Here is a 22,017-nt window from a genome sequence, read left to right as displayed (position 1 = left end):
CTTTCTTTCTCTAAAAAACAAACTTAATATGAAGACAAAATATACTTATAAACAAATCTGGACGATCGCCTACCCTATTCTGATCAGCCTGATTATGGAGCAGCTGATCGGCATGACGGACACGGCCTTTCTTGGACGTGTCGGGGAAATTGAATTAGGGGCATCCGCCATCGCCGGGGTTTACTACCTGGCTATTTTCATGATGGCATTCGGATTCAGCGTAGGAGCACAGATATTGATCGCCCGTCGCAACGGGGAAGGAAACTACAAGGAAATCGGACCGATTTTCTATCAGGGGATTTATTTCCTGGTAGTGGTTGCTGCGATTCTGTTTACACTTTCCATCGTATTCTCGCCATTTATTTTAAAGAATATCATTTCGTCCCCTCACATTTATGATGCAGCGGAAAGTTATATTCATTGGCGGGTGTACGGGTTCTTTTTCTCATTTGTCGGAGTGATGTTCCGTGCCTTCTTTGTCGGTACGACACAGACCAAGACGCTGACGCTGAACTCCATCGTGATGGTGCTTTCTAACGTGGTATTCAACTATATCCTGATTTTCGGTAAGTTCGGTTTCCCACAACTGGGCATTGCCGGTGCAGCCATCGGTTCATCCCTCGCTGAGCTGGTATCGGTGATTTTCTTTATCATCTATACCTGGAAGCGGATCGACTGCAAGAAGTATGCACTGAATATCCTGCCGAAATTCCAAAGCCGGACATTGAAGCGGATTCTCAATGTCTCCGTGTGGACAATGATTCAGAACTTCGTTTCTTTATCTACCTGGTTTATGTTCTTCCTGTTCGTGGAACACCTGGGAGAACGGTCATTGGCTATCGCGAACATTATCCGAAATGTGTCGGGCATCCCGTTTATGATCGCCATGGCTTTTGCTGCAACCTGCGGATCTCTGGTCAGCAACCTTATCGGTGCGGGCGAAAAAGATTGTGTACGGGGAACCATCAATCAGCACATCCGTATCGGATATGTGTTCGTACTGCCGATATTGATATTCTTCTGTCTGTTTCCCGACCTGATTCTGCGCATATACACGGATATGCCCGATTTGAGGGATGCGTCCATCCCTTCTTTATGGGTGTTATGCGCAGCCTACGTAGTGCTGGTACCAGCCAATGTGTATTTCCAGTCGGTATCGGGAACAGGTAACACACGCACGGCACTGGCCATGGAACTTTGTGTACTGACAATTTATGTAGCTTACGCTACTTATTTTATTCTTTACCTTAAAATGGACATTGCGTTTGCCTGGACAACAGAAAGTGTGTATGGAATCTTTATCTTCCTCTTCTGCTACTGGTATATGAAGAAAGGAAACTGGCAGAAAAAGCAGATTTAAATCCTTTTTTCATTATCTTCGCAAGAAAATAAACATTTTTATAAAATATGAGACAAGCAAATCTATTTATGATGTCGGCAGCAATGTTGTTAGCTGCCTGCGGCGGAACAAAAGACGCGGGCAAAACGGATCAGGTGCTTATCGAAAAATCCGATATTAAGATCGAAGGGAAGCGTATGACGCCTGAAGCCCTTTGGGCAATGGGACGTATCGGAGGACTGGCGGTATCGCCCGACGGAAAGAAAATTGCGTATACGGTAGCATACTACAGTGTACCGGAGAACAAGAGTAATCGCGAAGTTTTCGTCATGAACGCGGACGGCAGCGATAACCGACAAATCACCCGCACTCCTTATCAGGAGAATGAGGTGACCTGGATAAAAGGAGGATCGAAGCTGGCTTTCCTGAGCAACGACAACGGAAGCAGCCAACTATATGAAATGAATCCGGACGGTAGCGGCCGTAAACAACTGACCAACTACGATGGTGACATCGAGGGTTATTCTATCTCACCGGACGGCAAGAAACTGCTGTTCATCTCGCAAGTGAAAACCAAAGAAAGCACTGCCGATAAATATCCGGATCTGCCGAAAGCTACAGGTATTATTGTCACCGACCTGATGTATAAGCACTGGGATGAATGGGTGACAACTGCTCCGCATCCTTTCGTGGCAGACTTTGACGGTAACGGTATTTCCAATATCGTGGATATACTGGAAGGAGAACCATACGAAAGTCCGATGAAACCTTGGGGCGGCATTGAGCAGCTGGCTTGGAATACGACTTCGGACAAAGTGGCTTATACCTGTCGCAAGAAAACAGGGCTGGAATATGCTGTTTCTACCAATTCGGATATTTATGTGTATGATCTGAATACAAAGAAAACGGATAATATCACCGAAGAAAACAAGGGGTATGACACCAATCCGCAATACTCTCCGGATGGCAAGTACATTGCATGGCAAAGCATGGAGCGCGATGGATACGAAGCTGATCTGAACCGTTTGTTTATCATGAATCTGGAAACTGGAGAGAAGCGTTTTGTCAGCAAAGCATTTGAGTCTAATGTGGATGCGTTTGTCTGGGGCAACGATGCCAAGACCATCTATTTTACAGGTGTATGGCATGGAGAAACTCAGATTTATTCTCTTGACCTGACGAATGATTCTGTAAAGGCGATTACTTCGGGTATGTATGATTATGAAGGGGTAGCACTCTTCGGTGACAAACTGATTGCCAAACGCCACTCAATGAGTATGGGTGATGAGATCTATGCGGTAGCATTGGATGGTTCTGCCACTCAACTGACACAGGAGAACAAGGAGATTTATGATCAGCTGGAAATGGGTAAGGTAGAAGGTCGCTGGATGAAAACGACGGATGGCAAGGATATGTTGACATGGGTGATCTATCCTCCCCAGTTCGATCCGAACAAGAAATATCCGACATTGCTGTTCTGTGAAGGTGGTCCTCAAAGTCCGGTAAGTCAGTTCTGGTCTTATCGCTGGAACTTCCAGATTATGGCTGCCAACGACTATATCATTGTAGCCCCGAACCGTCGCGGATTACCGGGATTCGGAGTGGAATGGAACGAACAGATCAGTGGTGATTATGGTGGTCAGTGTATGAAAGACTATTTCACTGCTATCGACGAGATGGCAAAAGAATCGTATGTAGATAAAGATCGTCTGGGATGTGTGGGCGCTAGTTTCGGAGGATTCTCCGTATATTGGTTAGCCGGTCATCACGACAAACGTTTCAAGGCATTTATCGCTCATGACGGAATCTTCAATATGGAAATGCAGTATCTGGAAACAGAAGAGAAATGGTTTGCCAACTGGGATATGGGCGGCGCGTACTGGGAAAAACAGAATCCGATAGCACAACGTACTTTCGCCAACTCCCCTCACCTCTTCGTGGAAAAATGGGATACTCCGATTCTCTGTATTCATGGAGAAAAAGATTTCCGTATTTTGGCTAATCAGGCTATGGCTGCATTTGATGCCGCTGTAATGCGTGGTGTACCTGCAGAGTTGCTAATTTATCCGGATGAGAACCACTGGGTACTGAAACCGCAGAATGGTGTCTTGTGGCAACGCACTTTCTTTGAGTGGCTGGATAAGTGGCTGAAGGCTCCTGCAAAATAAATCTTTGATATAAGACAAATAATGAAGGCTCTGTTCTCAAATCAAATTGAGTTCAGAGCCTTCTGCATTACATCTAAAATCCGCTAGACTTTACTCATGATATATATTTTCGATTGCTACTATATACTTAGATAAGGTCTATGATTCAATCTAGACCTGTTTCATAATCCTTTTCAAATAGCTCAATCGGAGCCTCCATTAAAACAGTTTTTTCAGCACCTTTTTCGTCTGATAAATCAATTAATCCCATTTTTTGCTCCCTTAATTGTTCTCCAGTCCATCTGCCTTTTAAATGGTATTCTTCCCCTTTATTTACGGCCTTCAGTACCAAATAAAAAGTTAAGGTACATCGATATCCACATTCTTGTTTTGTTAACTCATAAGTTGAATAGGGAGGTATCTTATACTTTACATTTCCAATAGAACGTGATCCATTCTTTACTTTTAATGTTTCTCCAAAAATCAACGGAGTCTTCGCACCCGTTCCGTCTATAAAAAGCTTACCTCCAGCATCAATGAAAGGAACAGGAATCTTCAAATCCGCCAAATTTTCAGCATTAACAGGCAAAGAACCTTCAGTCAATACAAATAAAGAGTTCTCTTCCTCTTCCACATCCCATGCATATATCATTGGAAGAGGTTCATCTTTATCATTTACTTTATGTTGCAAGACTACTACAGGATATTCAACCCGCTCTACTACATCCGTTTCCTCCTGCACAAACTTATAGGAAACAACCTCTAATATCGCCGGAGTATTGGATGGAGAAGAAGACACATCATCCGAATCACTACTACAAGCTGCGAGTGCAGCACAGATACCTGCAAGAAAGAACATTTTTGTTTTCATAACGCTTAGTTTTAGTTGTGTTACAATAGTTTAGTTTAGGGCAAATGTATAATATTTATATCACTTATCAAAGCTTTACCGATAAAAAATAAAAAAAGGGAGAATTAATCTCCCTCCCAAATATTTTCGATTTCTACTATATACATTTTATGAAAACCTCCATGAGCATCGTCATACCATTTTTCCAAGGACTCTTTATCCAGGAAACATTCAGGTTTAATGTTATCCGCATACAGTTTTCTTCCTTCCAGACTCAGGCGGGCCTGTTCGAAAAGCACATTCCCCTGTTCTGTGAAGACCGGCTTCAATCCGGTTGCTTTCACCTTATCCGTATCACGACCGGACTTTGAGCCACAAACTGCATGAATCTTCTTATTTGCTTCGCCCAAAAAAGAAAGTGTCAGATAATCACTTTTCTCGATGAACTCATACGTATATCGTTCGGGGCGGACAAAAACAAAAGCAACGGGCTTATTCCAAAGCCAGCCAATGCCACCCCAGCTGGCAGTCATTGTATTGAATTTCTCTTTGGTGCCGGCAGTAACCAACATCCATTCTTTGCCAATCGCCTCAAAGAAATTTTCTTTCAGGTCTTTTACTTCTAACTTCTTCATCTCTCAGTTTATTTTATAATTACTTTCTTTTACTCAGTTTTACGATTTCTCCCAGATAAGGGATTTCTACACGAATCTTTCTTTTCTTTGCTTCTGCCGCAAATACTTTAGGCGGATCATGCAAGGGTTCATCAGACAAATCAAATGTACCGTAGTGCATCGGAATGGTTATTCCTGCGTGCATCTCTTCGGAGGCAGTCAGTGATTCATAAGGAGAAATATGATTGGGACGCATGAACCAACGGGGTTTATATGCACCGATACCCAACAAGGCATAGTCCGGAGCTCCGAACAGATCCGGGATTTCCCTAAAATGGGTAGAATACCCTGTGTCTCCGCTATAATAGAGAGAAACACCATTCCCCTGCAGCATGAAAGCTCCCCACAATCGCTGCCCTCCATCACGTACGGAGCGTTTGCTCCAATGCTGTGCCGGCAAGAAAGTTATTTTCAGCCCTTCATCTTCCAGTTGCTGATACCAGCCGGCCTCAATCACTCTCATTTCCGGAAACCAGCTCTTTATCAGTTCTCCGGTTCCCAAACCGCAAAACAATTTCATCTGCGGATTATTATTCAGCAAACGGGTGATACTTTGCTTGTCCAGATGGTCAAAATGATCATGACTGATAAGCAGGTAATCAATTTCTGTAAAAATGTCGGGATTGGCAGGAAACTCACTCTGTCTTTTCACAAAAGGGATGTTTCCGAAAACCGGATCGAACATGATTCTTTTACCTGCCAACTGAAGGAAGAAGGAATTATGTCCCAGCCATATTAAAGAATCTCCCACCACAGCATCCAGCGAACGAAGATAACAGACTTTCGGGTCCCACTTCACCGTTTTCTTTTCTTTCCGCTGAGGATTGGGGGACAACCGCCATTTCAACACACTTCCCATACCGGGGCGGAAACGGTGCTGCCTGTTAAAAAAACGTCCGCGTACCATCGGATTTCCTCTCCAATAAGGATTAACGGTAGCCAAACGTTCGTTTCTCCTGAAACATATATGTTCACCCATTTTCTTTATCTATTGAATAAGTCCTCACAAACTTAATTAAAAATCTCGATTTACAAAGAGGGACAAACAAAAAATGTACCCCAGACACACTATCGGGGCACATTTCTCAGAAAAAGAATAAATATTATTCTTTTTTAATAGAACGATCTTACATTAAAAGCAATGCAGTCCATACAACGGCAGCTGCCATCCGAGAGCTGACAAATTGATAATCACGATGACCAGTCCCAATACCCATAGGATAAACAGAGACCATTTCAAGCCGGTCCCCATCGGTGACCAATGAAACAACTGACGCATTATAGTGTACAGAAAAGCTCCTAATGGAATGGCAATGAGTGCAATTCCTGAAATGGTGCCAAGCAATGTCATCACAGGAGATATGGTAGCTATGGGCGTCCAGTCAATAGCCGGAAGCATTTCATAAAGCAGAGCTCCGCCGCCAACAAGCGCAGCAATCACCGCAAACACAAGAGCTACTATCACCACAGCGAGCACGAACAATACCGGACAGCAAATGATGACAAGAGCTACCAGGAATATCTTAAGAATGATAGCGGCGATCGTGACAAATACATCTCCTACTTTTTGCAGAAAGGTACGCGGTTTATCCGAGTTCACAAAGTTATTGACCCCGTCGGCAACCCGTTCAAATCCGTCCGTCACCGTTTTGCCTATATTTTCTATGGTTACCGCTTCGCCACGCATACTCAGCTTCTCTGCTGCCGTACGTGCTTCGGGAATGATAATCCATCCTATAATATAAAGGATAATCATCGGGCAATAGGGAACAAACAATAATACGATCATCAGGATACGCACCAGCGTGATATCCCAGTCAAAATAAGCTGCCAGCCCGGAAGCTACTCCTCCAAGCAACTTATTATCCGGATCACGGAACAGGCGACGGGCTGTAGTGGTCCGTGTATACCCCTGACCGGAAGAAGCTGTCTGTTCCTTCTTATGCGGTTCGGATTCGTCGTCAGATACACCAAAATCTTCCGGTTTGCCTACCCGGGCAATTATTTCTTCCACATCGGCAATAGTAATGACTTGCTTCCCTGCGGACACTTTCTCGGCAAACAGCTCGGCAATACGAATCTCGATATCATTCACAATCTCTTCCGCCCCCTCCTGTTTGCGAAAAAAATGTTTCAGGTTGGACAGATAATCGTCCAGCAAACGATAGGCATCATCATCTATATGATAGACAGTTCCTCCCAAATTTACAGTTAATGTTTTTTTCATTATTATTTCTTCTTTATCGAATTATCTACTAGCAATATGATTCACGGTTTCGTTCAGTTCCTTCCAGGATATCTCAAGCTCGCCTAAAAAAGCCTCTCCTTTTTCTGTGAGCTTATAGTACTTGCGAGGAGGTCCCTGCGTGGATTCTACCCATTCATAACTCAACAAATCGTCATTCTTCAAACGTGTCAGCAATGGATATAAGGTACCTTCCACCACAATCAGCTGTGCCTCTTTCAACTTCTGAATAATATCAGAAGCATAAGCCGGCTCTTTGTGCAGTAAAAGCATGATGCAATACTCCAACATGCCTTTTCTCATCTGAGATTTTACATTGTCTACATTCATTGTTATTTTTCTTTTTGACAGGACAAATATATGCATTACTCTAGTACCTTGCATTACAAAGTACTATAATTTAATAATAATTAAATCATTAAGAAGTTTTCTCCTTATTATAAAAAGAAATAATAGCTATATTTGCAGCTCATAAAACCACAAAAAAGAAAATACGTATGTTTACTATTCGAAAAGCAAGGATAGATGATTGCGGTCTGATCAACCAAATGGCCGGTGAAGTATTTCCCGCCACTTACCAAGAGATCTTATCTCCCGGACAACTGGACTATATGATGGACTGGATGTACTCTCCCGAAAATATCCGGAAACAAATGGAAGAAGAAGGTCATGTTTATTTTATCGCATATGAAGGAGATGAGCCCTGTGGCTATGTCTCCGTACAGCAACAGGAAGAGAATGTATTCCATCTGCAGAAAATCTATGTCCTCCCCCATTTTCAAGGCGCACACTGCGGTAGTTTTTTATTCAGAGAGGCTGTCAGATATATCAAGGAGGTACATCCGGAACCTTGCTTAATGGAGCTTAACGTGAACCGTAACAACAAGGCTTTACTGTTCTATGAACGGATGGGTATGAGAAAATTGCGGGAAGGGGATTTTCCGATTGGCAACGGGTACTATATGAATGATTATATCATGGGACTGGATATCTGAAAAGTAAGGTAACCATATACAAAATGCCCCGGAACAGATTGTTACTCAATCAATGTTCCGGGGCATTCGTTTATTTATTACCAAGCGGGCTTATTTCGCTACGCGTTCCAGCCATTTCAGCATGAAGATCATGGTAAACATTGAAATAGTACAAGCTACCACAAATACTGTCCATGTCATCCAGATAGGAATGGATTCATACAAAATAGCACCGATCACCAACAGCTGATTGCCAAGTGCAGTTGCACCTAACCAGCCTCCCTGCATAATACCCTGGTATTTCGGAGGAGCTACTTTAGACACAAATGAAATTCCTAACGGAGAAATATACAATTCAGCTACCGTCAAAATCAGATAAGTCAGCATCAACAAGAACGGAGTCACTTTCACCGGTGAAGTTCCTACAGCGATAATGTCCTTGTGCAAAGGCAGATTGGCAAAATAAGAACCGACAGCCATTACGATAAAGGCCAATGCGGCAATACCCATACCAATTGCAATCTTCTTAGGAGTAGAAGGCTCTTTTCCACGTCTGCGCTGGCTGGCAAAGATTGCCATAATCACAGGAGTCAGGAAAACAACAAAGAACGGATTCAACGACTGGAACAGCTCTGCGGAAATAGGCATACCAAACAAGTTAAGGTCAGTATATTCCTTTGCAAAGTACGTCAAAGTCAAACCATTCTGATGGAAAGAGAACCAGAAGAAGATAACAACTCCGAACACTGCGAACAGGGCATACATACGTTGTTTCACTTCTTGAATACTCATTTCTACAGTAGCCGAAGATGCTGAAGACGCAACGGCTCTCTTGCTGGGATCGGGGAAGTTTCTCTTATTCAGCAAATAGATAGTCAAAGAAATGACCATAGCAATGATAGCTACTCCAAATGCATAATGGAAACCTGTAGTAAAGACGTTCAGGTAATCGGATGCAAAAGCTGTATAATCCTGTACCGGAGCGTTGGAAGCTTTCTCTACCAACGTATGATAAGTTTCAGTAGCTTCGGGCGACAAAGTACCAGCCAAATGACCGTGACATAATGCAGGAAGATCAGCATCGTAATTATAACCGAAAGTAGACAACCACCAGTTACGTACACCTACTGCTGCAAACGGAGCAAAGATTGCACCGATATTAATGAACATATAAAACAAGGAGAAACCGGAGTCACGCATGCTGGCATATTGAGGATTATCGTACATCTGCCCTACCAGAGCTTGCAGATTTCCTTTAAATAATCCATTACCAAATGCAATCACAAACAAGCTGGCGCAAGTAATGACCAGATAAAAGGTCTTATTGTCTACCGGAGTCTTGGATGGAATAGCCAACAACAAGTATCCCACTGCCATCAGCACAATTCCCGTGAAAATAGTTCCTTTGTAGTTTCGTGTCTTATCGGCGATAATACCTCCAACCAAAGCAAGAATGTAAATGGAAAAATAGAAAGTTGAATAAATAAATCCCGCTTCTTTTCCATTCATTCCAAACTTAGCTTGCAAGAAAAGCACGAGGATCGCCATCATTGTATAGAAGCCAAAGCGTTCACCTAGATTGGCTAAAGCGGCTGCTATCAGTCCTTTAGGGTGTTTGTCAAACATAGATATAAATTTATTAATTAATGATTGATAATTTTTCTAATGACATATATTCTGCAAATATATACTTTTTTGGATTTATTCCTCAAATAAACGGCAAATTTCTGCCCTCGATTCGCGGATTAAATCACCCGGCGCAAGCTTTATCTGCAGCCCCCGTACACCGGCACTTACATAAATATACGGAAATTGCCGGCAGGTTTCATGAATATAAGTAGGAAAATGTTTCTTCATGCCAATAGGCGAACAGCCGCCCCGGATATATCCCGTCAGCGGAAGAAGTTCTTTCACCGGTATCAGATCACACTTTTTATTGCCGGAAGCCTTTGCTGCCAGCTTCAGATCGACTTCGTGCTCACCCGGAATGACGCAAACAAAATAACCGCTTTTGTCACCGTGAAGAACCAGTGTCTTAAATACCTGTTCTATATTCTCGCCTAAGCTGGCAGCTACATGAATGGCACTCAGATCGTTTTCGTCAACTTCATAAGGAATCAGTTCATAAGCTATTTTAGCTTTATCCAGCAGACGCGCCGCATTCGTTTTATTGATTTTCATCTTGTTGTTTCTTTTTAGTAAGCCGACACTTATACTTCAATATTAAAGTCCTAATTCCTCGCGAAGAAACTTAGGAGTATAACCTTTCTGGCTCTTCGCAACCTCTTCCGGTGTTCCGTAGCTAAGGAGTACTCCCCCGCCCTTACCACCTTCAGGTCCCATGTCTATGATATAATCCGCCATCTTGATAACGTCCAGGTTATGTTCGATTACAATGACGGTATTACCTTTGTCCACCAGCTTATTAAGTACCCCCATCAATACACGGATATCCTCAAAGTGAAGTCCGGTAGTCGGTTCATCGAGAATGTAAAGTGTTTTACCGGTATCTCGCTTGGACAATTCTGTTGCTAGTTTCACACGCTGGCTCTCTCCACCGGAAAGGGTAGTAGATGACTGCCCTAATTTAATATAGCCCAAACCGACATCCTGCAAGACTTTTATCTTATTCAGAATCTGCGGCACATTCTCAAAGAATTCGACAGCACGGTTTATAGTCATATCAAGCACATCAGCAATAGACTTTCCCTTGAAACGTACTTCAAGCGTTTCGCGATTATACCGCTTGCCGTGGCAAACCTCACAAGGCACATACACATCCGGCAAGAAGTTCATTTCAATTGTCTTGTATCCATTTCCGGTACAGGCTTCACAACGACCGCCCGATACATTAAAAGAGAAGCGTCCGGGCTTGTAACCGCGAATCTTAGCTTCCGGAAGGCTTACGAACAAGTTACGGATATCGGAAAATACACCTGTATAAGTGGCCGGATTGGAACGGGGGGTACGACCAATCGGAGATTGATCCACGTCCACTACCTTATCTATGTTTTCCAGTCCTTCAATAGAATCGTATTCCAGAGGATCTTGCAAAGAACGATAGAATTTCTGTGAAAGAATCGGCTGCAAAGTCTCATTAATCAACGTCGATTTACCACTTCCGGATACTCCGGTCACACAAATCAACTTCCCTAATGGAAATTCAACATCTACATTTTTCAGATTATTTCCCTTCGCTCCTTTCAGCCAGATAGATTTTCCATTTCCTTTTCTTCGCTTGGCGGGTACTTCTATTTTCATCTCTCCGTTCAGATACTGCGAAGTCATCGTTTCGGTTTGAAGCATTTCTGACGGGGTTCCCGAGAAGACTACCTCCCCACCCAGACGACCGGCTTTAGGCCCCATATCAATCACATAATCGGCAGCCAGCATCATATCTTTATCGTGTTCAACAACGATAACCGAGTTTCCCATATCACGAAGCTCTTTCAACGAGCGGATCAAACGCAGATTGTCACGCTGGTGCAACCCGATACTCGGTTCATCCAGAATATAAAGCACATTCACCAATTGCGAGCCGATCTGTGTAGCCAGACGAATACGCTGACTTTCACCACCGGACAGGCTGACCGAGCTACGGTTCAATGCCAAATAATCCAATCCTACATCCAACAAGAATTTCAAACGCGTACGAATTTCTTTCAGAATCTCGGCTGCGATTTTCTTTTGTTTATCGGACAGAAATTGATCTACGTTCATCAACCAGTCATATAGCTCATTGATGTCCATATTGGCCAAGTCATTGATGTTCTTGTCATGAATACGGAAGTGCAATGCTTCTTTATTCAACCGGGCACCTTTACATTCCGGACAAACAGTGGTACGGGCAAACTGCTCCGCCCACTTCTGCGCGGTAGCAGAAGCATCCTTTTCCTGAAGCATCTGGATATATTTTACGACTCCTTCATAGGTTACAAAGTAATCAGAAGAAGTTCCTATCAGCGAACTCTTGATCTTGATCCGGTCATCCGAACCATATAATATTTCTTCAACCGCATCATCCGACAATTCCTTCACCGGAGTTTTTAAAGTAGCTTCATACTTCTCCAGCAAAGCACCGATCTGCCAGAAAATCATGGCATTCTTGTATTTTCCCAAAGGTGCTATCGCTCCTTCATAGATGGAAAGTTCACGGTCGGGAATCACTTTATCGACATCAATCTGATTGACCACGCCTAATCCTTTACATTTCGGGCACGCTCCCTGCGGAGAGTTGAACGAGAAGTTATGAGGAGCCGGTTCCCGATAAGACAGTCCGGTAACCGGACACATCAGGCGTTTACTGTAATGACGGACACTTTCTGTCTGCGCATCAAGAATCATCAATAAACCATCACCTTGGCGCATAGCAGTTGCCACGCTCTGTTTCAGGCGTTTATCATCTTTCTCGGCTACTATCAGTTTATCAATGACTACCTCAATATCATGATTCTTGTAACGGTCGAGTTTCATGCCGTGCGTCACTTCACGCAGTTCGCCGTCTATCCGTACATAGAGATATCCTTTCTTTCGCACCTGTTCGAAGAGTTCTTTGTAATGTCCCTTACGCGAACGAACCAAGGGTGCGAGCAAGTATATTTTCTTTCCTTTATAATCTTTCAGGATTAAATCCAGAATCTGTTCTTCCGTATATTTCACCATCTCCTCTCCTGACAGGTACGAATAAGCAATACCTGCACGGGCATAGAGCAGACGAAGATAATCGTATATTTCCGTTGTTGTTCCCACGGTAGAACGGGGATTTTTATTCGTAGTTTTCTGTTCGATAGAGATAACCGGACTCAGCCCTGTTATTTTATCGACATCCGGACGTTCCAGATTCCCCAAAAAGTTGCGGGCATAGGCCGAAAAAGTCTCGATATAGCGGCGCTGTCCCTCGGCAAATATCGTATCGAAAGCCAAGGAAGATTTACCACTACCACTCAATCCGGTAATCACTGTCAAACTGTTACGGGGAATTTCAGCATCAATATCTTTCAAATTGTGCACACGGGCACCATACACATTAATATATTCTGTTTCTTGCATATTCATATCCTTCATAAACGGTACAAAATTAATGTTTCCGACTGAAATATGCTCCTAAAAAAGCACAATATTATTTTCTTAACTCAAATCTTATGAAGATATAGGGCATTATTCGTACCTTTGTTCCTTGATTTCAAGAACCAATAGTTATAAATTGATGAAACCGATAAGCCGAATATTCTTATTTTTGCTTTTTATAAGCGCCTCATACGCTATTAGTTATGCACAAGAGAACCAATCTTATTTCTTGCATACCATCGAAAAAGGACAGAGTTTATACTCCATTGCCAAGATGTATAATGTCACAACAAACGACATCATACGTCTGAATCCCGGATGTGATGAAAAAATTTATGCCGGACAAGCTATAAAAATCCCTAAAGGAAAAGAAAGCCAAAAAGGGGAAACATTCCATACAATTCAAGCCGGAGAAACTTTATACAAACTGACTACCATTTATAATATATCTGCAAAAGCCATTTGTGAAGCCAATCCGGGATTAAGCGCCGAAAACTTCCGTATCGGTCAGGTTATTCTCATTCCGTTGGAACAAGAGCAGGAAACGGAAACTGCACAAGCACCGGCTGAAAAACCCGCTATACAGGGGCCTGTACAATCCAGATGCAAAGATATGCATAAGGTAAAACGCAAAGAAACCGTATTCAGTGTAAGCCGCGAATATGGAATCAGCGAACAGGAATTGATTGCAGCCAATCCCGAACTGAAAAAGGGAATGAAAAAGGGACAATACCTCTGTATCCCCTATCCCAGTGCAACCACCATGCAACCGACGGCTCCCAAAGAGGATCCGTACGCTATCCCACCCAGTAACAATGAGCTTTTCCGCAAGAGTAAAGAAGCCCCTCAAGCAATCTCTACTATCAAAGCGGCCCTGCTATTGCCTTTCCAGGAAGACAAACGTATGGTGGAATACTACGAAGGTTTCCTGATGGCGGTAGACAGCCTGAAACGTACGGGTACTTCTATTGATCTATATGTATATGACTGTGGAAAAGATGTTTCTACATTAAATACTATTCTGGCGAAAAATGAGATGAAGAACATGAATGTCATTTTCGGTCCGATGCACCAGCAACAGATCAAACCTTTATCTACTTTTGCAGAAAAGAATGATATACGACTGGTGATTCCTTTCTCTTCGAAAGGGGAAGAAGTATTTAATAATCCTGCCATCTACCAGATTAATACCCCGCAATCCTATTTATATTCGGAAGTATACGAACACTTTACCCGTCAATTCCCCAATGCCCATGTCATCTTTATTGAACCAACCAGCGAAGATAAAGAAAAAGCCGAGTTTATCAGCGGCATGAAACAAGAGCTGAAGAGCAAGGGAATGTCAATGAAAACCGTCAATGAAAACGCAACCAAGGATATGCTGAAGGAAGCTCTCCGCTTTGACAAAGACAATATTTTCATTCCGACTTCCGGCAAAAATGTCATGTTAATCAAGATTCTTCCTCAACTGATTCTACTGGTCAGAGATACTCCGGAGCAGAATATTCATCTGTTCGGTTATCCCGAATGGCAGACATATACCCGGGATCACCTGGAAAGTTTCTTTGAACTGGATACCTATTTCTATTCATCGTTCTACACAAATACATTGTTTCCGGCTGCCATACAGTTCACCAACAATTATCACAAATGGTATAGCAAGGACTTGGTGAGTAAATTCCCAAGCTACGGAATGCTTGGTTTCGACACAGGCTTCTTCTTCCTGAAAGGCTTGTCACGCTATGGCTCGGAACTGGAAAACAATTTACCGAAAATGAACCTGACTCCGATACAGACAGGCTTCAAATTCGAACGTGTCAACAACTGGGGAGGATTCATTAATAAGAAAGTATTCTTTATCCATTTCACGAAGAATTTTGAATTAGTAAAACTTGACTTCGAATAAGACGAAAATGACAAAGATAAAATCACTTCTGATTGCCGCTTCCCTGATGATGGGACTTGCACTTCCTGCCACCGCACAGATCGGCGAACCACGCCAGAACTTTTCTGTCGGATTTAATGGAGGAGTCAACTTAAACAGCGCTTCATTCACTCCTAAAATCAAACAGAACTCATTGATGGGTATTACCGGAGGTTTGACGGCACGCTACATTTCCGAAAAGTATTTTGCCATGATCTGTGGTGCGCAAGTAGAGTTAAATATCTCCCAACGTGGCTGGGATGAATTATTTGAAGTACCGGGGGAGAATGGAGAACCCGTAGAAGATCCTACCCGCAAATACACCCGAAAGATGACCTATCTCGATATTCCCTTCCTCGCCCACTTGGCTTTCGGCAATGAAAAAGGACTACAGTTCTTTATCAATGCAGGTCCTCAGATCGGCCTTCTGATCGGTGAATCTGAAAGCATGGAGAATATAGACATGAATGCCCTGACAGACACTCAAAAAGCTGTTTACGGGGATAAAATCCAAAACAAATTCGATTATGGTATAGCCGGAGGCGGCGGAATAGAATTCAGAACAAAGAAAGCCGGTAGTTTTCTGCTCGAAGGACGCTATTATTTTGCTCTGTCAGACTTTTACAGCACAACGAAGAAAGACTATTTCTCCCGTGCGGCTCATGGCACAATTACAGTGAAGCTTACTTATCTATTCGATTTAAAGAAATAAGAAGCAGTACCCAAAAAGATCAGGCGCGAATCTCGCTCGAACCTACGGTTTATATTTCCGTGAGTCTGCGAAATTCGCGCCTGTTTTATTCTATCAGGAACTCCCAATGCGAGAGCTTCCCGCATTCTTATCGAAGTCTGTCTGCAGCCTTTACCATCACCTCGTCACGTCCGATAGCACGAATAGCCAGCACATTCAGAACGATAGACACCAATGGTAAGCAAAGCGCCCAACCAATACGGAACAGATTGGCATCGCTCTTCAATGCAAAATAAAAAGCAATGAAGGCAATATAATAGCCCACCAGCAACAAGCTATTGAAGATTGACATACGAATCTGCAACATTCGGTTCTTATACAGAAAAATAGTCGCAAAAGCTACCAGAGCGCTCAGCATCAGAATACCAAATATCCCCCAAGTAGACTGGAAAATTCCATTCACGTCTATCCCCAGTGCTTTAAAAGGATGTTCTCCTGTAGTGTCAATAAAATATCCCATCGGTAAACACATTGCTGTAATCAGCAACCCTGTTACAATCAATAAGTAAAAACTTTGAATTCGTTGAATCATAAGTATTCTATAGTAGTTAAGTTAAACAATAATAGCCAAGCAATAAGGAATAGGAAAATGCTTCCCGCTTACTACTTGACTATCAATTCTTTCGTTAGAAAATAAATTACTGAAGTTTTTCTTTCTCCTTAGCCGGATTTCTATAATAAATTTTCCCTTCGATGTATTCCTGTGTAGCAATCAAGTCAGGTTTCGGCAATTTCTCATAATAACGAGAAATTTCGATCTGCTCTCTATTCTCGAATACTTCTTCCAAATTATCGTTGTAAGAAGCAAACTCTGCTAATTTCTTAGAAAGATCGTTTTTAATTTCCACACTAATCTGGTTAGCACGCTTACCAATAATGGCAACAGTTTCATAAACATTCCCTGTGTCAGCACAGAGTTCCATCATGTCACGGGTTACCGTCGTAGCGGGAGCGTTCGTTTTTTTGTAGTCCATAAATCTATTTAAATTTAGTCTTTAATTACTTTCTGTGATTCATTGAATATTTTTTCAGCCTCTTTCAGGTATTTACTTTCCGGAAACTCGTTCTTGAAAGCATAATATTCATCTATCGTTTCACGGTAACGATCCATCTTCTTGTCTTCTACACTATAAATAGCCATTTCATGTCTGGCACGCAGAATCAATATGGAAAGTTCTTCGCGATAATCTGTATAAGGATAATCTTTCAGAGCATTCTGAGCTGTAATTACACAGGATTCATAGTTATTACCCAGATAGTTACCCAGATTATAATACAACTTTGCAGAATAGAGTTCTTTCAACACCAGTTTATCCTGCAAAGCAAAAATCATATCTTGTGCTTCCTGCTTCTTGGTACTGTTCGGGAAATATTCCATAAACATCTGCAGTTGCTGGATAGCCTGATAAGTGCTTGATTGATCCAAACGTGGTTCCGGAGTATCCAGGAACAGGGATTTACCTGCATGGAAACGTGCCAGTTCAGTGAAAGTACCACGGGGATAAGTGTTGAAATAGGTGATAAACGTCTGGGCAGCTGTCTGATAATCTTTCTGATTATAGTAACTCATACCCAACATATACAGAGACTCCTCCGCTTTATCGGTTCCCTTAAGGATTGTAATCAATTCGTTCAGCAAGGTAGCTGAGCGGTTATACTGCCCTTTAGCAAAATAGTTTTTGGCGGCCTCGTACTTGTATTCGTAATCGGTACTTTTCAGCAACTTATTGTACTCTCCACACGATGTCAGAGAGGCTGCTGCGAGCAAAGTTATAATGATATTTTTCTTCATCCTTTTAAAAAATATTGCGCAAAGTTACTTATTCGCGGGGAATTAACCAATTAATCTATGTTTTTTAATACATAAAAGGCGTTAAACATCGACGAAAAGAGAAAAAACGACGTCGAACAGGAAGCTATAAACAGTCAATAATAAACGGTGAACGATCAACAAGCGCGCTATATGTCATTGGTATACCAGCGCTATCGTTCTTCGTTCACCGTTCGCTTATGGTCCGCCGTCCGGTTACAGCTTGTACAAATCACTTGCCGCCAACAGGTCGACTTTCTTTTCTTTCAGTACTTCAATACATTTATCCATATTACTAGGACGAATCACAACGTTTGCCACGTTATTATTGGCAAACGAATACATATACTCAATAAAGACCCCTTCTGCCGACAAGAATCCCAGCACTTTTGCCAGAGCTCCCGGCACATTCGGACAGCTAATGCCGACCACATCTGTTATATTCACGGCAAAATGATTATCTTTCAATGCTTTATATGCTTTATCCGGATCGGATACAATTCCACGCAAAATGCCAAAATCAGCATTTTCAGCGATGCACAAGGCAGAAAGATTGATGTTCTCTTTTGCCAGCACTTCAGTCACTTCCGTCAAACGGCCGGACTTGTTTTCCAAAAAGATAGAAAGTTGTTTTGCTACCATTATCGTAAAGTTTTAAGTATTAGGTATTAAGTAATAAGTATTAAATATTAGGTAATAGGTAATAGCCACACGGATTCCATGTTGCAGCTACGATAATACCTAATACTTATTACCTATTACCTATTTTAAATTTTTCTGTTATCAATCACTCGTTTAGCTTTGCCCACGCTGCGTTCAATGCTACGCGGTTCTACCAGTTTCACATTGACTCCCAGTCCAAGTACGCTTTGGAGACGGCTTGCCAGTTTCTTCTTCAACGCTAGCATACGGTTAATCTCATCCGAATAGAAATCCGGGCGCACTTCTACCTGAAGTTCCATCGTATCGGTATTGTTTTCACGCCCCACTATCAACAAATAATGTGGTTCGAATTCTTCCATCTCAAGAATGACGGACTCGATCTGAGTCGGGAATACATTGACACCACGGATAATCAGCATATCGTCACTACGTCCCAGGATACGGTCCATACGAACCAATGTACGCCCGCAGGAGCATTTATCATAATGCAAGGCCGTCAAGTCACGCGTACGATAACGAAGCAATGGCATTCCTTCCTTCGTCAGGTGCGTAAATACCAGCTCGCCCGTCTGTCCGGGTTCTACCGGCTGCAATGTATTCGGATCAATAATTTCCGGGAAATAATGATCCTCATTCAAGTGCGTACCATGCTGACATTCACATTCGTAACCTACACCCGGTCCGGCAATTTCACTCAGTCCGTAGATATCATATGCTTTAATACCGAGTTTTTCTTCGATTTCATGACGCATATTCTCCGTCCAGGGCTCCGCACCCAAGGCTCCCACTTTCAGTTGGAATTCCTCCCGCGGATAGCCGGAATCTTTAATGGCATCCGCCAGATAAAGTGCATACGAAGGAGTACAGCAAAGAACCGTTGATCCAAAATCATGCATCAATGTAATCTGCTTTTCTGTATTACCACTGGACATCGGAATCACAGAAGCACCAATATTCTCAGCTCCGGCGTGTGCTCCCAGGCCACCCGTAAAAAGTCCGTAACCATAGGAAACCTGAAATATATCTGAGCGTCCTGCTCCATAAGCAGTAAAAGCACGCGATATACATTCTGCCCACGAAGAAAGGTCTTTGCGGGTATATCCCACTACCGTCGGCTTTCCGGTCGTTCCGGAAGAGGCATGAATACGCACGATCTGGCTCATCGGCACGGCACAAAGTCCGAAAGGATAATTATCTCTTAAATCATGTTTCGTGGTAAACGGCAGTTTCACGATATCATCAATCGTATTGATATCATCGGGGGTGATACCCATTTCCTGCATTTTCTTCCGGTAAAAAGGCGTGTTGTGATAAACGTAATCCACAATTTTCTTGAGTCGTATGCTTTGAATCTTGCGAAGACTTTCGCGGTCCATACACTCAATGGTCTCATTCCAAATCATGTTCTCTTGGTATTATTAGTTGTATGAATCTGTTTCATGATATTAATATGTTGCAAAGTAAAGGATTTATTTGGAAAAATGATTTGTTATCTCAATTATTTTGCCGAATATTGCTCCACTTTTTAGGATTTAACTATGAATTTTGAACTAACATCAGCTTACAAACCTACCGGGGATCAACCAGAAGCGATCGCCCAGCTTACTGAGGGGGTACTTCAAGGAGTTCCCGCACAGACTTTATTGGGGGTTACCGGATCGGGAAAAACGTTCACCATCGCCAATGTGATCGCCAACATCAACAAGCCTACGTTGATCTTGAGCCACAACAAGACATTGGCTGCGCAGCTATACAGCGAGTTCAAGGGATTTTTCCCCAATAACGCCGTAGAATATTACGTTTCATATTACGACTACTATCAGCCGGAAGCCTATCTGCCAAATTCAGATACCTATATAGAAAAGGATCTCGCCATCAATGACGAGATTGACAAGTTACGTCTCGCCGCTACCTCCTCCCTGCTTTCAGGCCGGAAAGATGTGGTAGTCGTTTCCTCAGTCTCCTGTATTTACGGTATGGGAAACCCGTCGGATTTCTATAAAAATGTAATCGAAATTGAACGGGGGCGGATGCTTGACCGTAATGTTTTTCTGCGTCGTCTTGTGGACAGCCTGTATGTCCGTAATGATATCGATTTGAATCGTGGCAACTTCCGCGTTAAAGGAGACACGGTCGACATTTTCCTTGCGTACTCGGACACTCTGCTTCGTGTCACTTTCTGGGGAGACGAGATTGATGGGATAGAAGAAGTGGACCCGATTACCGGTGTGACTACCGCTCCTTTCGAAGCCTATAAGATCTATCCCGCCAATTTATTTATGACCACCAAGGAAGCTACTCTTCGTGCCATCCACGAAATAGAGGATGACTTAACCAAACAAGTAGCGTTCTTCGAATCTATCGGCAAAGAATATGAAGCGAAACGATTGTACGAGCGAGTTACGTATGACATGGAAATGATCCGGGAATTAGGGCACTGTTCCGGCATTGAGAATTATTCCCGTTATTTCGACGGTCGCGCTGCCGGCACCCGTCCTTATTGCCTTCTCGATTTCTTCCCGGATGACTTTTTGCTGGTTATTGACGAAAGTCATGTAAGCGTGCCGCAGGTTCGCGCCATGTATGGAGGCGACCGTGCCCGTAAAATCAATCTGGTAGAATATGGGTTCCGACTGCCTGCCGCAATGGACAACCGCCCTCTGAAATTTGAAGAATTTGAGGAGATGACAAAACAAGTGATTTATGTCAGTGCTACCCCGGCAGAATATGAGCTGATACAATCGGAAGGGATCGTTGTAGAACAAGTGATCCGCCCTACCGGTCTGCTTGATCCTGTTATTGAAGTACGCCCGAGTCTCAATCAAATTGACGACCTGATGGAAGAAATTCAGCTGCGTATCGAAAAAGAAGAACGGGTACTTGTAACGACACTTACGAAACGTATGGCGGAAGAGCTGACAGAATACCTTCTCAACAATAATGTGAGATGTAACTATATCCATAGCGATGTGGATACATTAGAGCGTGTGAAGATCATGGATGACTTGAGACAAGGCGTTTATGACGTACTTATCGGTGTCAATCTGCTTCGTGAAGGTCTTGACCTTCCGGAAGTATCCCTTGTCGCTATTCTCGATGCCGATAAGGAAGGCTTCCTCCGTTCGCATCGCTCATTGACCCAGACTGCAGGACGTGCTGCCCGTAATGTAAACGGAAAAGTAATCATGTATGCAGATAAAATAACAGACAGTATGCGGCTTACGATCGATGAAACAAACCGTCGACGCGAGAAACAGCTCGCTTATAATGAAGCGAACGGCATCACCCCACAACAAATCAAGAAGGCGAGAAACTTGTCTGTATTTGGCAGTCCAGGTTCCGAAGCCGATGAGTTGCTGAAAGAAAAACACGCTTATGTGGAACCTTCTTCACCTAATATCGCAGCCGACCCAATCGTACAATATATGAGCAAAGCTCAAATGGAAAAGAGCATAGAGCGTACCCGCAAATTAATGCAGGAGGCCGCCAAAAAACTGGAATTTATCGAAGCTGCCCAATATCGGAATGAGCTGCTGAAACTGGAAGATTTGATGAAAGAAAAGTGGGGATAAA

Annotated in this window: 19 protein-coding genes; 6 read left to right on the top strand and 13 right to left on the bottom strand. The window is 42.9% G+C overall.

The window, feature by feature from the left end:
* The first annotated feature begins 28 nt into the window (after positions 1-28).
* Both bexA and BT_RS02880 read left to right on the top strand, forming a co-directional pair.
* Positions 29-1,360 carry a multidrug efflux MATE transporter BexA gene (gene bexA / locus BT_RS02885; RefSeq protein ID WP_011107339.1) on the top strand — a complete coding sequence of 444 codons (1,332 nt, stop codon included), beginning with the start codon at positions 29-31 and terminating at the stop codon, positions 1,358-1,360.
* A gap of 47 nt (positions 1,361-1,407) precedes the next feature.
* Positions 1,408-3,507, top strand: a complete 2,100-nt coding sequence (locus BT_RS02880) for an alpha/beta hydrolase family protein (RefSeq protein WP_011107338.1) — start codon at positions 1,408-1,410, stop codon at positions 3,505-3,507.
* Between the two features lie 145 nt (positions 3,508-3,652).
* Here the strand turns inward: BT_RS02880 and BT_RS02875 are convergent, their stop codons facing one another.
* From BT_RS02875 to BT_RS02855, 5 genes are all read right to left on the bottom strand, one after another.
* Positions 3,653-4,357, bottom strand: coding sequence for a hypothetical protein (locus BT_RS02875; protein WP_172461663.1), 705 nt, complete (start codon positions 4,355-4,357; stop codon positions 3,653-3,655).
* Positions 4,358-4,461: 104 nt separating this feature from the next.
* Positions 4,462-4,971 carry a flavin reductase gene (locus tag BT_RS02870; RefSeq protein WP_011107336.1) on the bottom strand — a complete coding sequence of 170 codons (510 nt, stop codon included), beginning with the start codon at positions 4,969-4,971 and terminating at the stop codon, positions 4,462-4,464.
* A gap of 19 nt (positions 4,972-4,990) precedes the next feature.
* Complete coding sequence (locus BT_RS02865) at positions 4,991-5,989, bottom strand: MBL fold metallo-hydrolase (protein ID WP_008765092.1); 999 nt, start codon at positions 5,987-5,989, stop codon at positions 4,991-4,993.
* A gap of 153 nt (positions 5,990-6,142) precedes the next feature.
* Positions 6,143-7,237 (bottom strand): PspC domain-containing protein, encoded by a 1,095-nt coding sequence (locus BT_RS02860; RefSeq protein ID WP_008765091.1) that lies wholly within the window; start codon positions 7,235-7,237, stop codon positions 6,143-6,145.
* 21 nt (positions 7,238-7,258) lie between these two features.
* Positions 7,259-7,585 (bottom strand): PadR family transcriptional regulator, encoded by a 327-nt coding sequence (locus BT_RS02855; protein ID WP_032813353.1) that lies wholly within the window; start codon positions 7,583-7,585, stop codon positions 7,259-7,261.
* 167 nt (positions 7,586-7,752) lie between these two features.
* On the opposite strand from BT_RS02855, the gene BT_RS02850 reads away from it, so the two are divergent.
* Complete coding sequence (locus tag BT_RS02850; protein WP_008765089.1) at positions 7,753-8,250, top strand: GNAT family N-acetyltransferase; 498 nt, start codon at positions 7,753-7,755, stop codon at positions 8,248-8,250.
* Between the two features lie 90 nt (positions 8,251-8,340).
* On the opposite strand, the gene BT_RS02845 is transcribed toward BT_RS02850, so the two are convergent.
* From BT_RS02845 to uvrA, 3 genes are all read right to left on the bottom strand, one after another.
* A complete protein-coding gene (locus tag BT_RS02845; RefSeq protein WP_011107335.1) occupies positions 8,341-9,855 on the bottom strand; it encodes a peptide MFS transporter in 1,515 nt (504 codons plus the stop codon).
* A gap of 75 nt (positions 9,856-9,930) precedes the next feature.
* Positions 9,931-10,410 (bottom strand): Cys-tRNA(Pro) deacylase, encoded by a 480-nt coding sequence (ybaK, locus tag BT_RS02840; protein WP_008763164.1) that lies wholly within the window; start codon positions 10,408-10,410, stop codon positions 9,931-9,933.
* A gap of 42 nt (positions 10,411-10,452) precedes the next feature.
* Positions 10,453-13,278, bottom strand: a complete 2,826-nt coding sequence (gene uvrA, locus BT_RS02835) for an excinuclease ABC subunit UvrA (protein ID WP_032813763.1) — start codon at positions 13,276-13,278, stop codon at positions 10,453-10,455.
* 157 nt (positions 13,279-13,435) lie between these two features.
* On the opposite strand from uvrA, the gene BT_RS02830 reads away from it, so the two are divergent.
* Complete coding sequence (locus BT_RS02830) at positions 13,436-15,202, top strand: muramidase family protein (RefSeq protein ID WP_011107334.1); 1,767 nt, start codon at positions 13,436-13,438, stop codon at positions 15,200-15,202.
* A 7-nt stretch (positions 15,203-15,209) separates the two neighbouring features.
* Positions 15,210-15,932, top strand: a complete 723-nt coding sequence (locus BT_RS02825) for a porin family protein (RefSeq protein ID WP_008765085.1) — start codon at positions 15,210-15,212, stop codon at positions 15,930-15,932.
* Positions 15,933-16,059: 127 nt separating this feature from the next.
* Here BT_RS02825 and BT_RS02820 read toward each other — a convergent pair whose 3' ends face one another.
* The 5 genes from BT_RS02820 to BT_RS02800 all read right to left on the bottom strand — a co-directional run bounded on the left by BT_RS02820 (position 16,060) and on the right by BT_RS02800 (position 19,847).
* Positions 16,060-16,503, bottom strand: coding sequence for a DUF4293 domain-containing protein (locus tag BT_RS02820; protein WP_011107333.1), 444 nt, complete (start codon positions 16,501-16,503; stop codon positions 16,060-16,062).
* A 106-nt stretch (positions 16,504-16,609) separates the two neighbouring features.
* Positions 16,610-16,945 carry a DNA-directed RNA polymerase subunit omega gene (locus tag BT_RS02815; RefSeq protein ID WP_004299989.1) on the bottom strand — a complete coding sequence of 112 codons (336 nt, stop codon included), beginning with the start codon at positions 16,943-16,945 and terminating at the stop codon, positions 16,610-16,612.
* Between the two features lie 14 nt (positions 16,946-16,959).
* Positions 16,960-17,763, bottom strand: a complete 804-nt coding sequence (locus BT_RS02810) for an outer membrane protein assembly factor BamD (protein WP_008763159.1) — start codon at positions 17,761-17,763, stop codon at positions 16,960-16,962.
* A 234-nt stretch (positions 17,764-17,997) separates the two neighbouring features.
* Positions 17,998-18,423 carry an amino acid-binding protein gene (locus BT_RS02805; RefSeq protein ID WP_008763158.1) on the bottom strand — a complete coding sequence of 142 codons (426 nt, stop codon included), beginning with the start codon at positions 18,421-18,423 and terminating at the stop codon, positions 17,998-18,000.
* A gap of 125 nt (positions 18,424-18,548) precedes the next feature.
* Positions 18,549-19,847 (bottom strand): phenylacetate--CoA ligase family protein, encoded by a 1,299-nt coding sequence (locus BT_RS02800; protein ID WP_011107332.1) that lies wholly within the window; start codon positions 19,845-19,847, stop codon positions 18,549-18,551.
* Between the two features lie 135 nt (positions 19,848-19,982).
* Between BT_RS02800 and uvrB the strand changes: the two genes are divergently transcribed.
* Entirely contained in the window at positions 19,983-22,016 is a 2,034-nt protein-coding gene (uvrB, locus tag BT_RS02795) for an excinuclease ABC subunit UvrB (protein WP_008763156.1), read from the top strand.
* The last annotated feature ends 1 nt before the right edge of the window (position 22,017 follow it).

Origin of the sequence: Bacteroides thetaiotaomicron VPI-5482 (genome assembly GCF_000011065.1) — a bacterium.
In the GTDB taxonomy this organism is placed as follows: domain Bacteria; phylum Bacteroidota; class Bacteroidia; order Bacteroidales; family Bacteroidaceae; genus Bacteroides; species Bacteroides thetaiotaomicron.
This window is presented reverse-complemented; position numbering and strand designations above follow the sequence as displayed.

Excerpts from the sequence above, each read along its gene's own strand:
- BT_RS02860 (WP_008765091.1), bottom strand. The coding sequence starts at position 7,237 with ATGAAAAAAACATTAACTGTAAATTTGGGAGGAACTGTCTATCATATA.
- BT_RS02820 (WP_011107333.1), bottom strand. The coding sequence starts at position 16,503 with ATGATTCAACGAATTCAAAGTTTTTACTTATTGATTGTAACAGGGTTG.
- BT_RS02830 (WP_011107334.1), top strand. The coding sequence starts at position 13,436 with ATGAAACCGATAAGCCGAATATTCTTATTTTTGCTTTTTATAAGCGCC.
- BT_RS02875 (WP_172461663.1), bottom strand. The coding sequence starts at position 4,357 with ATGAAAACAAAAATGTTCTTTCTTGCAGGTATCTGTGCTGCACTCGCA.
- uvrB (WP_008763156.1), top strand. The coding sequence starts at position 19,983 with ATGAATTTTGAACTAACATCAGCTTACAAACCTACCGGGGATCAACCA.
- BT_RS02845 (WP_011107335.1), bottom strand. The coding sequence starts at position 9,855 with ATGTTTGACAAACACCCTAAAGGACTGATAGCAGCCGCTTTAGCCAAT.
- BT_RS02805 (WP_008763158.1), bottom strand. The coding sequence starts at position 18,423 with ATGGTAGCAAAACAACTTTCTATCTTTTTGGAAAACAAGTCCGGCCGT.
- BT_RS02865 (WP_008765092.1), bottom strand. The coding sequence starts at position 5,989 with ATGGGTGAACATATATGTTTCAGGAGAAACGAACGTTTGGCTACCGTT.
- BT_RS02810 (WP_008763159.1), bottom strand. The coding sequence starts at position 17,763 with ATGAAGAAAAATATCATTATAACTTTGCTCGCAGCAGCCTCTCTGACA.
- bexA (WP_011107339.1), top strand. The coding sequence starts at position 29 with ATGAAGACAAAATATACTTATAAACAAATCTGGACGATCGCCTACCCT.
- BT_RS02815 (WP_004299989.1), bottom strand. The coding sequence starts at position 16,945 with ATGGACTACAAAAAAACGAACGCTCCCGCTACGACGGTAACCCGTGAC.
- BT_RS02870 (WP_011107336.1), bottom strand. The coding sequence starts at position 4,971 with ATGAAGAAGTTAGAAGTAAAAGACCTGAAAGAAAATTTCTTTGAGGCG.
- BT_RS02855 (WP_032813353.1), bottom strand. The coding sequence starts at position 7,585 with ATGAATGTAGACAATGTAAAATCTCAGATGAGAAAAGGCATGTTGGAG.
- BT_RS02800 (WP_011107332.1), bottom strand. The coding sequence starts at position 19,847 with ATGATTTGGAATGAGACCATTGAGTGTATGGACCGCGAAAGTCTTCGC.
- BT_RS02825 (WP_008765085.1), top strand. The coding sequence starts at position 15,210 with ATGACAAAGATAAAATCACTTCTGATTGCCGCTTCCCTGATGATGGGA.
- ybaK (WP_008763164.1), bottom strand. The coding sequence starts at position 10,410 with ATGAAAATCAATAAAACGAATGCGGCGCGTCTGCTGGATAAAGCTAAA.
- BT_RS02880 (WP_011107338.1), top strand. The coding sequence starts at position 1,408 with ATGAGACAAGCAAATCTATTTATGATGTCGGCAGCAATGTTGTTAGCT.
- BT_RS02850 (WP_008765089.1), top strand. The coding sequence starts at position 7,753 with ATGTTTACTATTCGAAAAGCAAGGATAGATGATTGCGGTCTGATCAAC.
- uvrA (WP_032813763.1), bottom strand. The coding sequence starts at position 13,278 with ATGCAAGAAACAGAATATATTAATGTGTATGGTGCCCGTGTGCACAAT.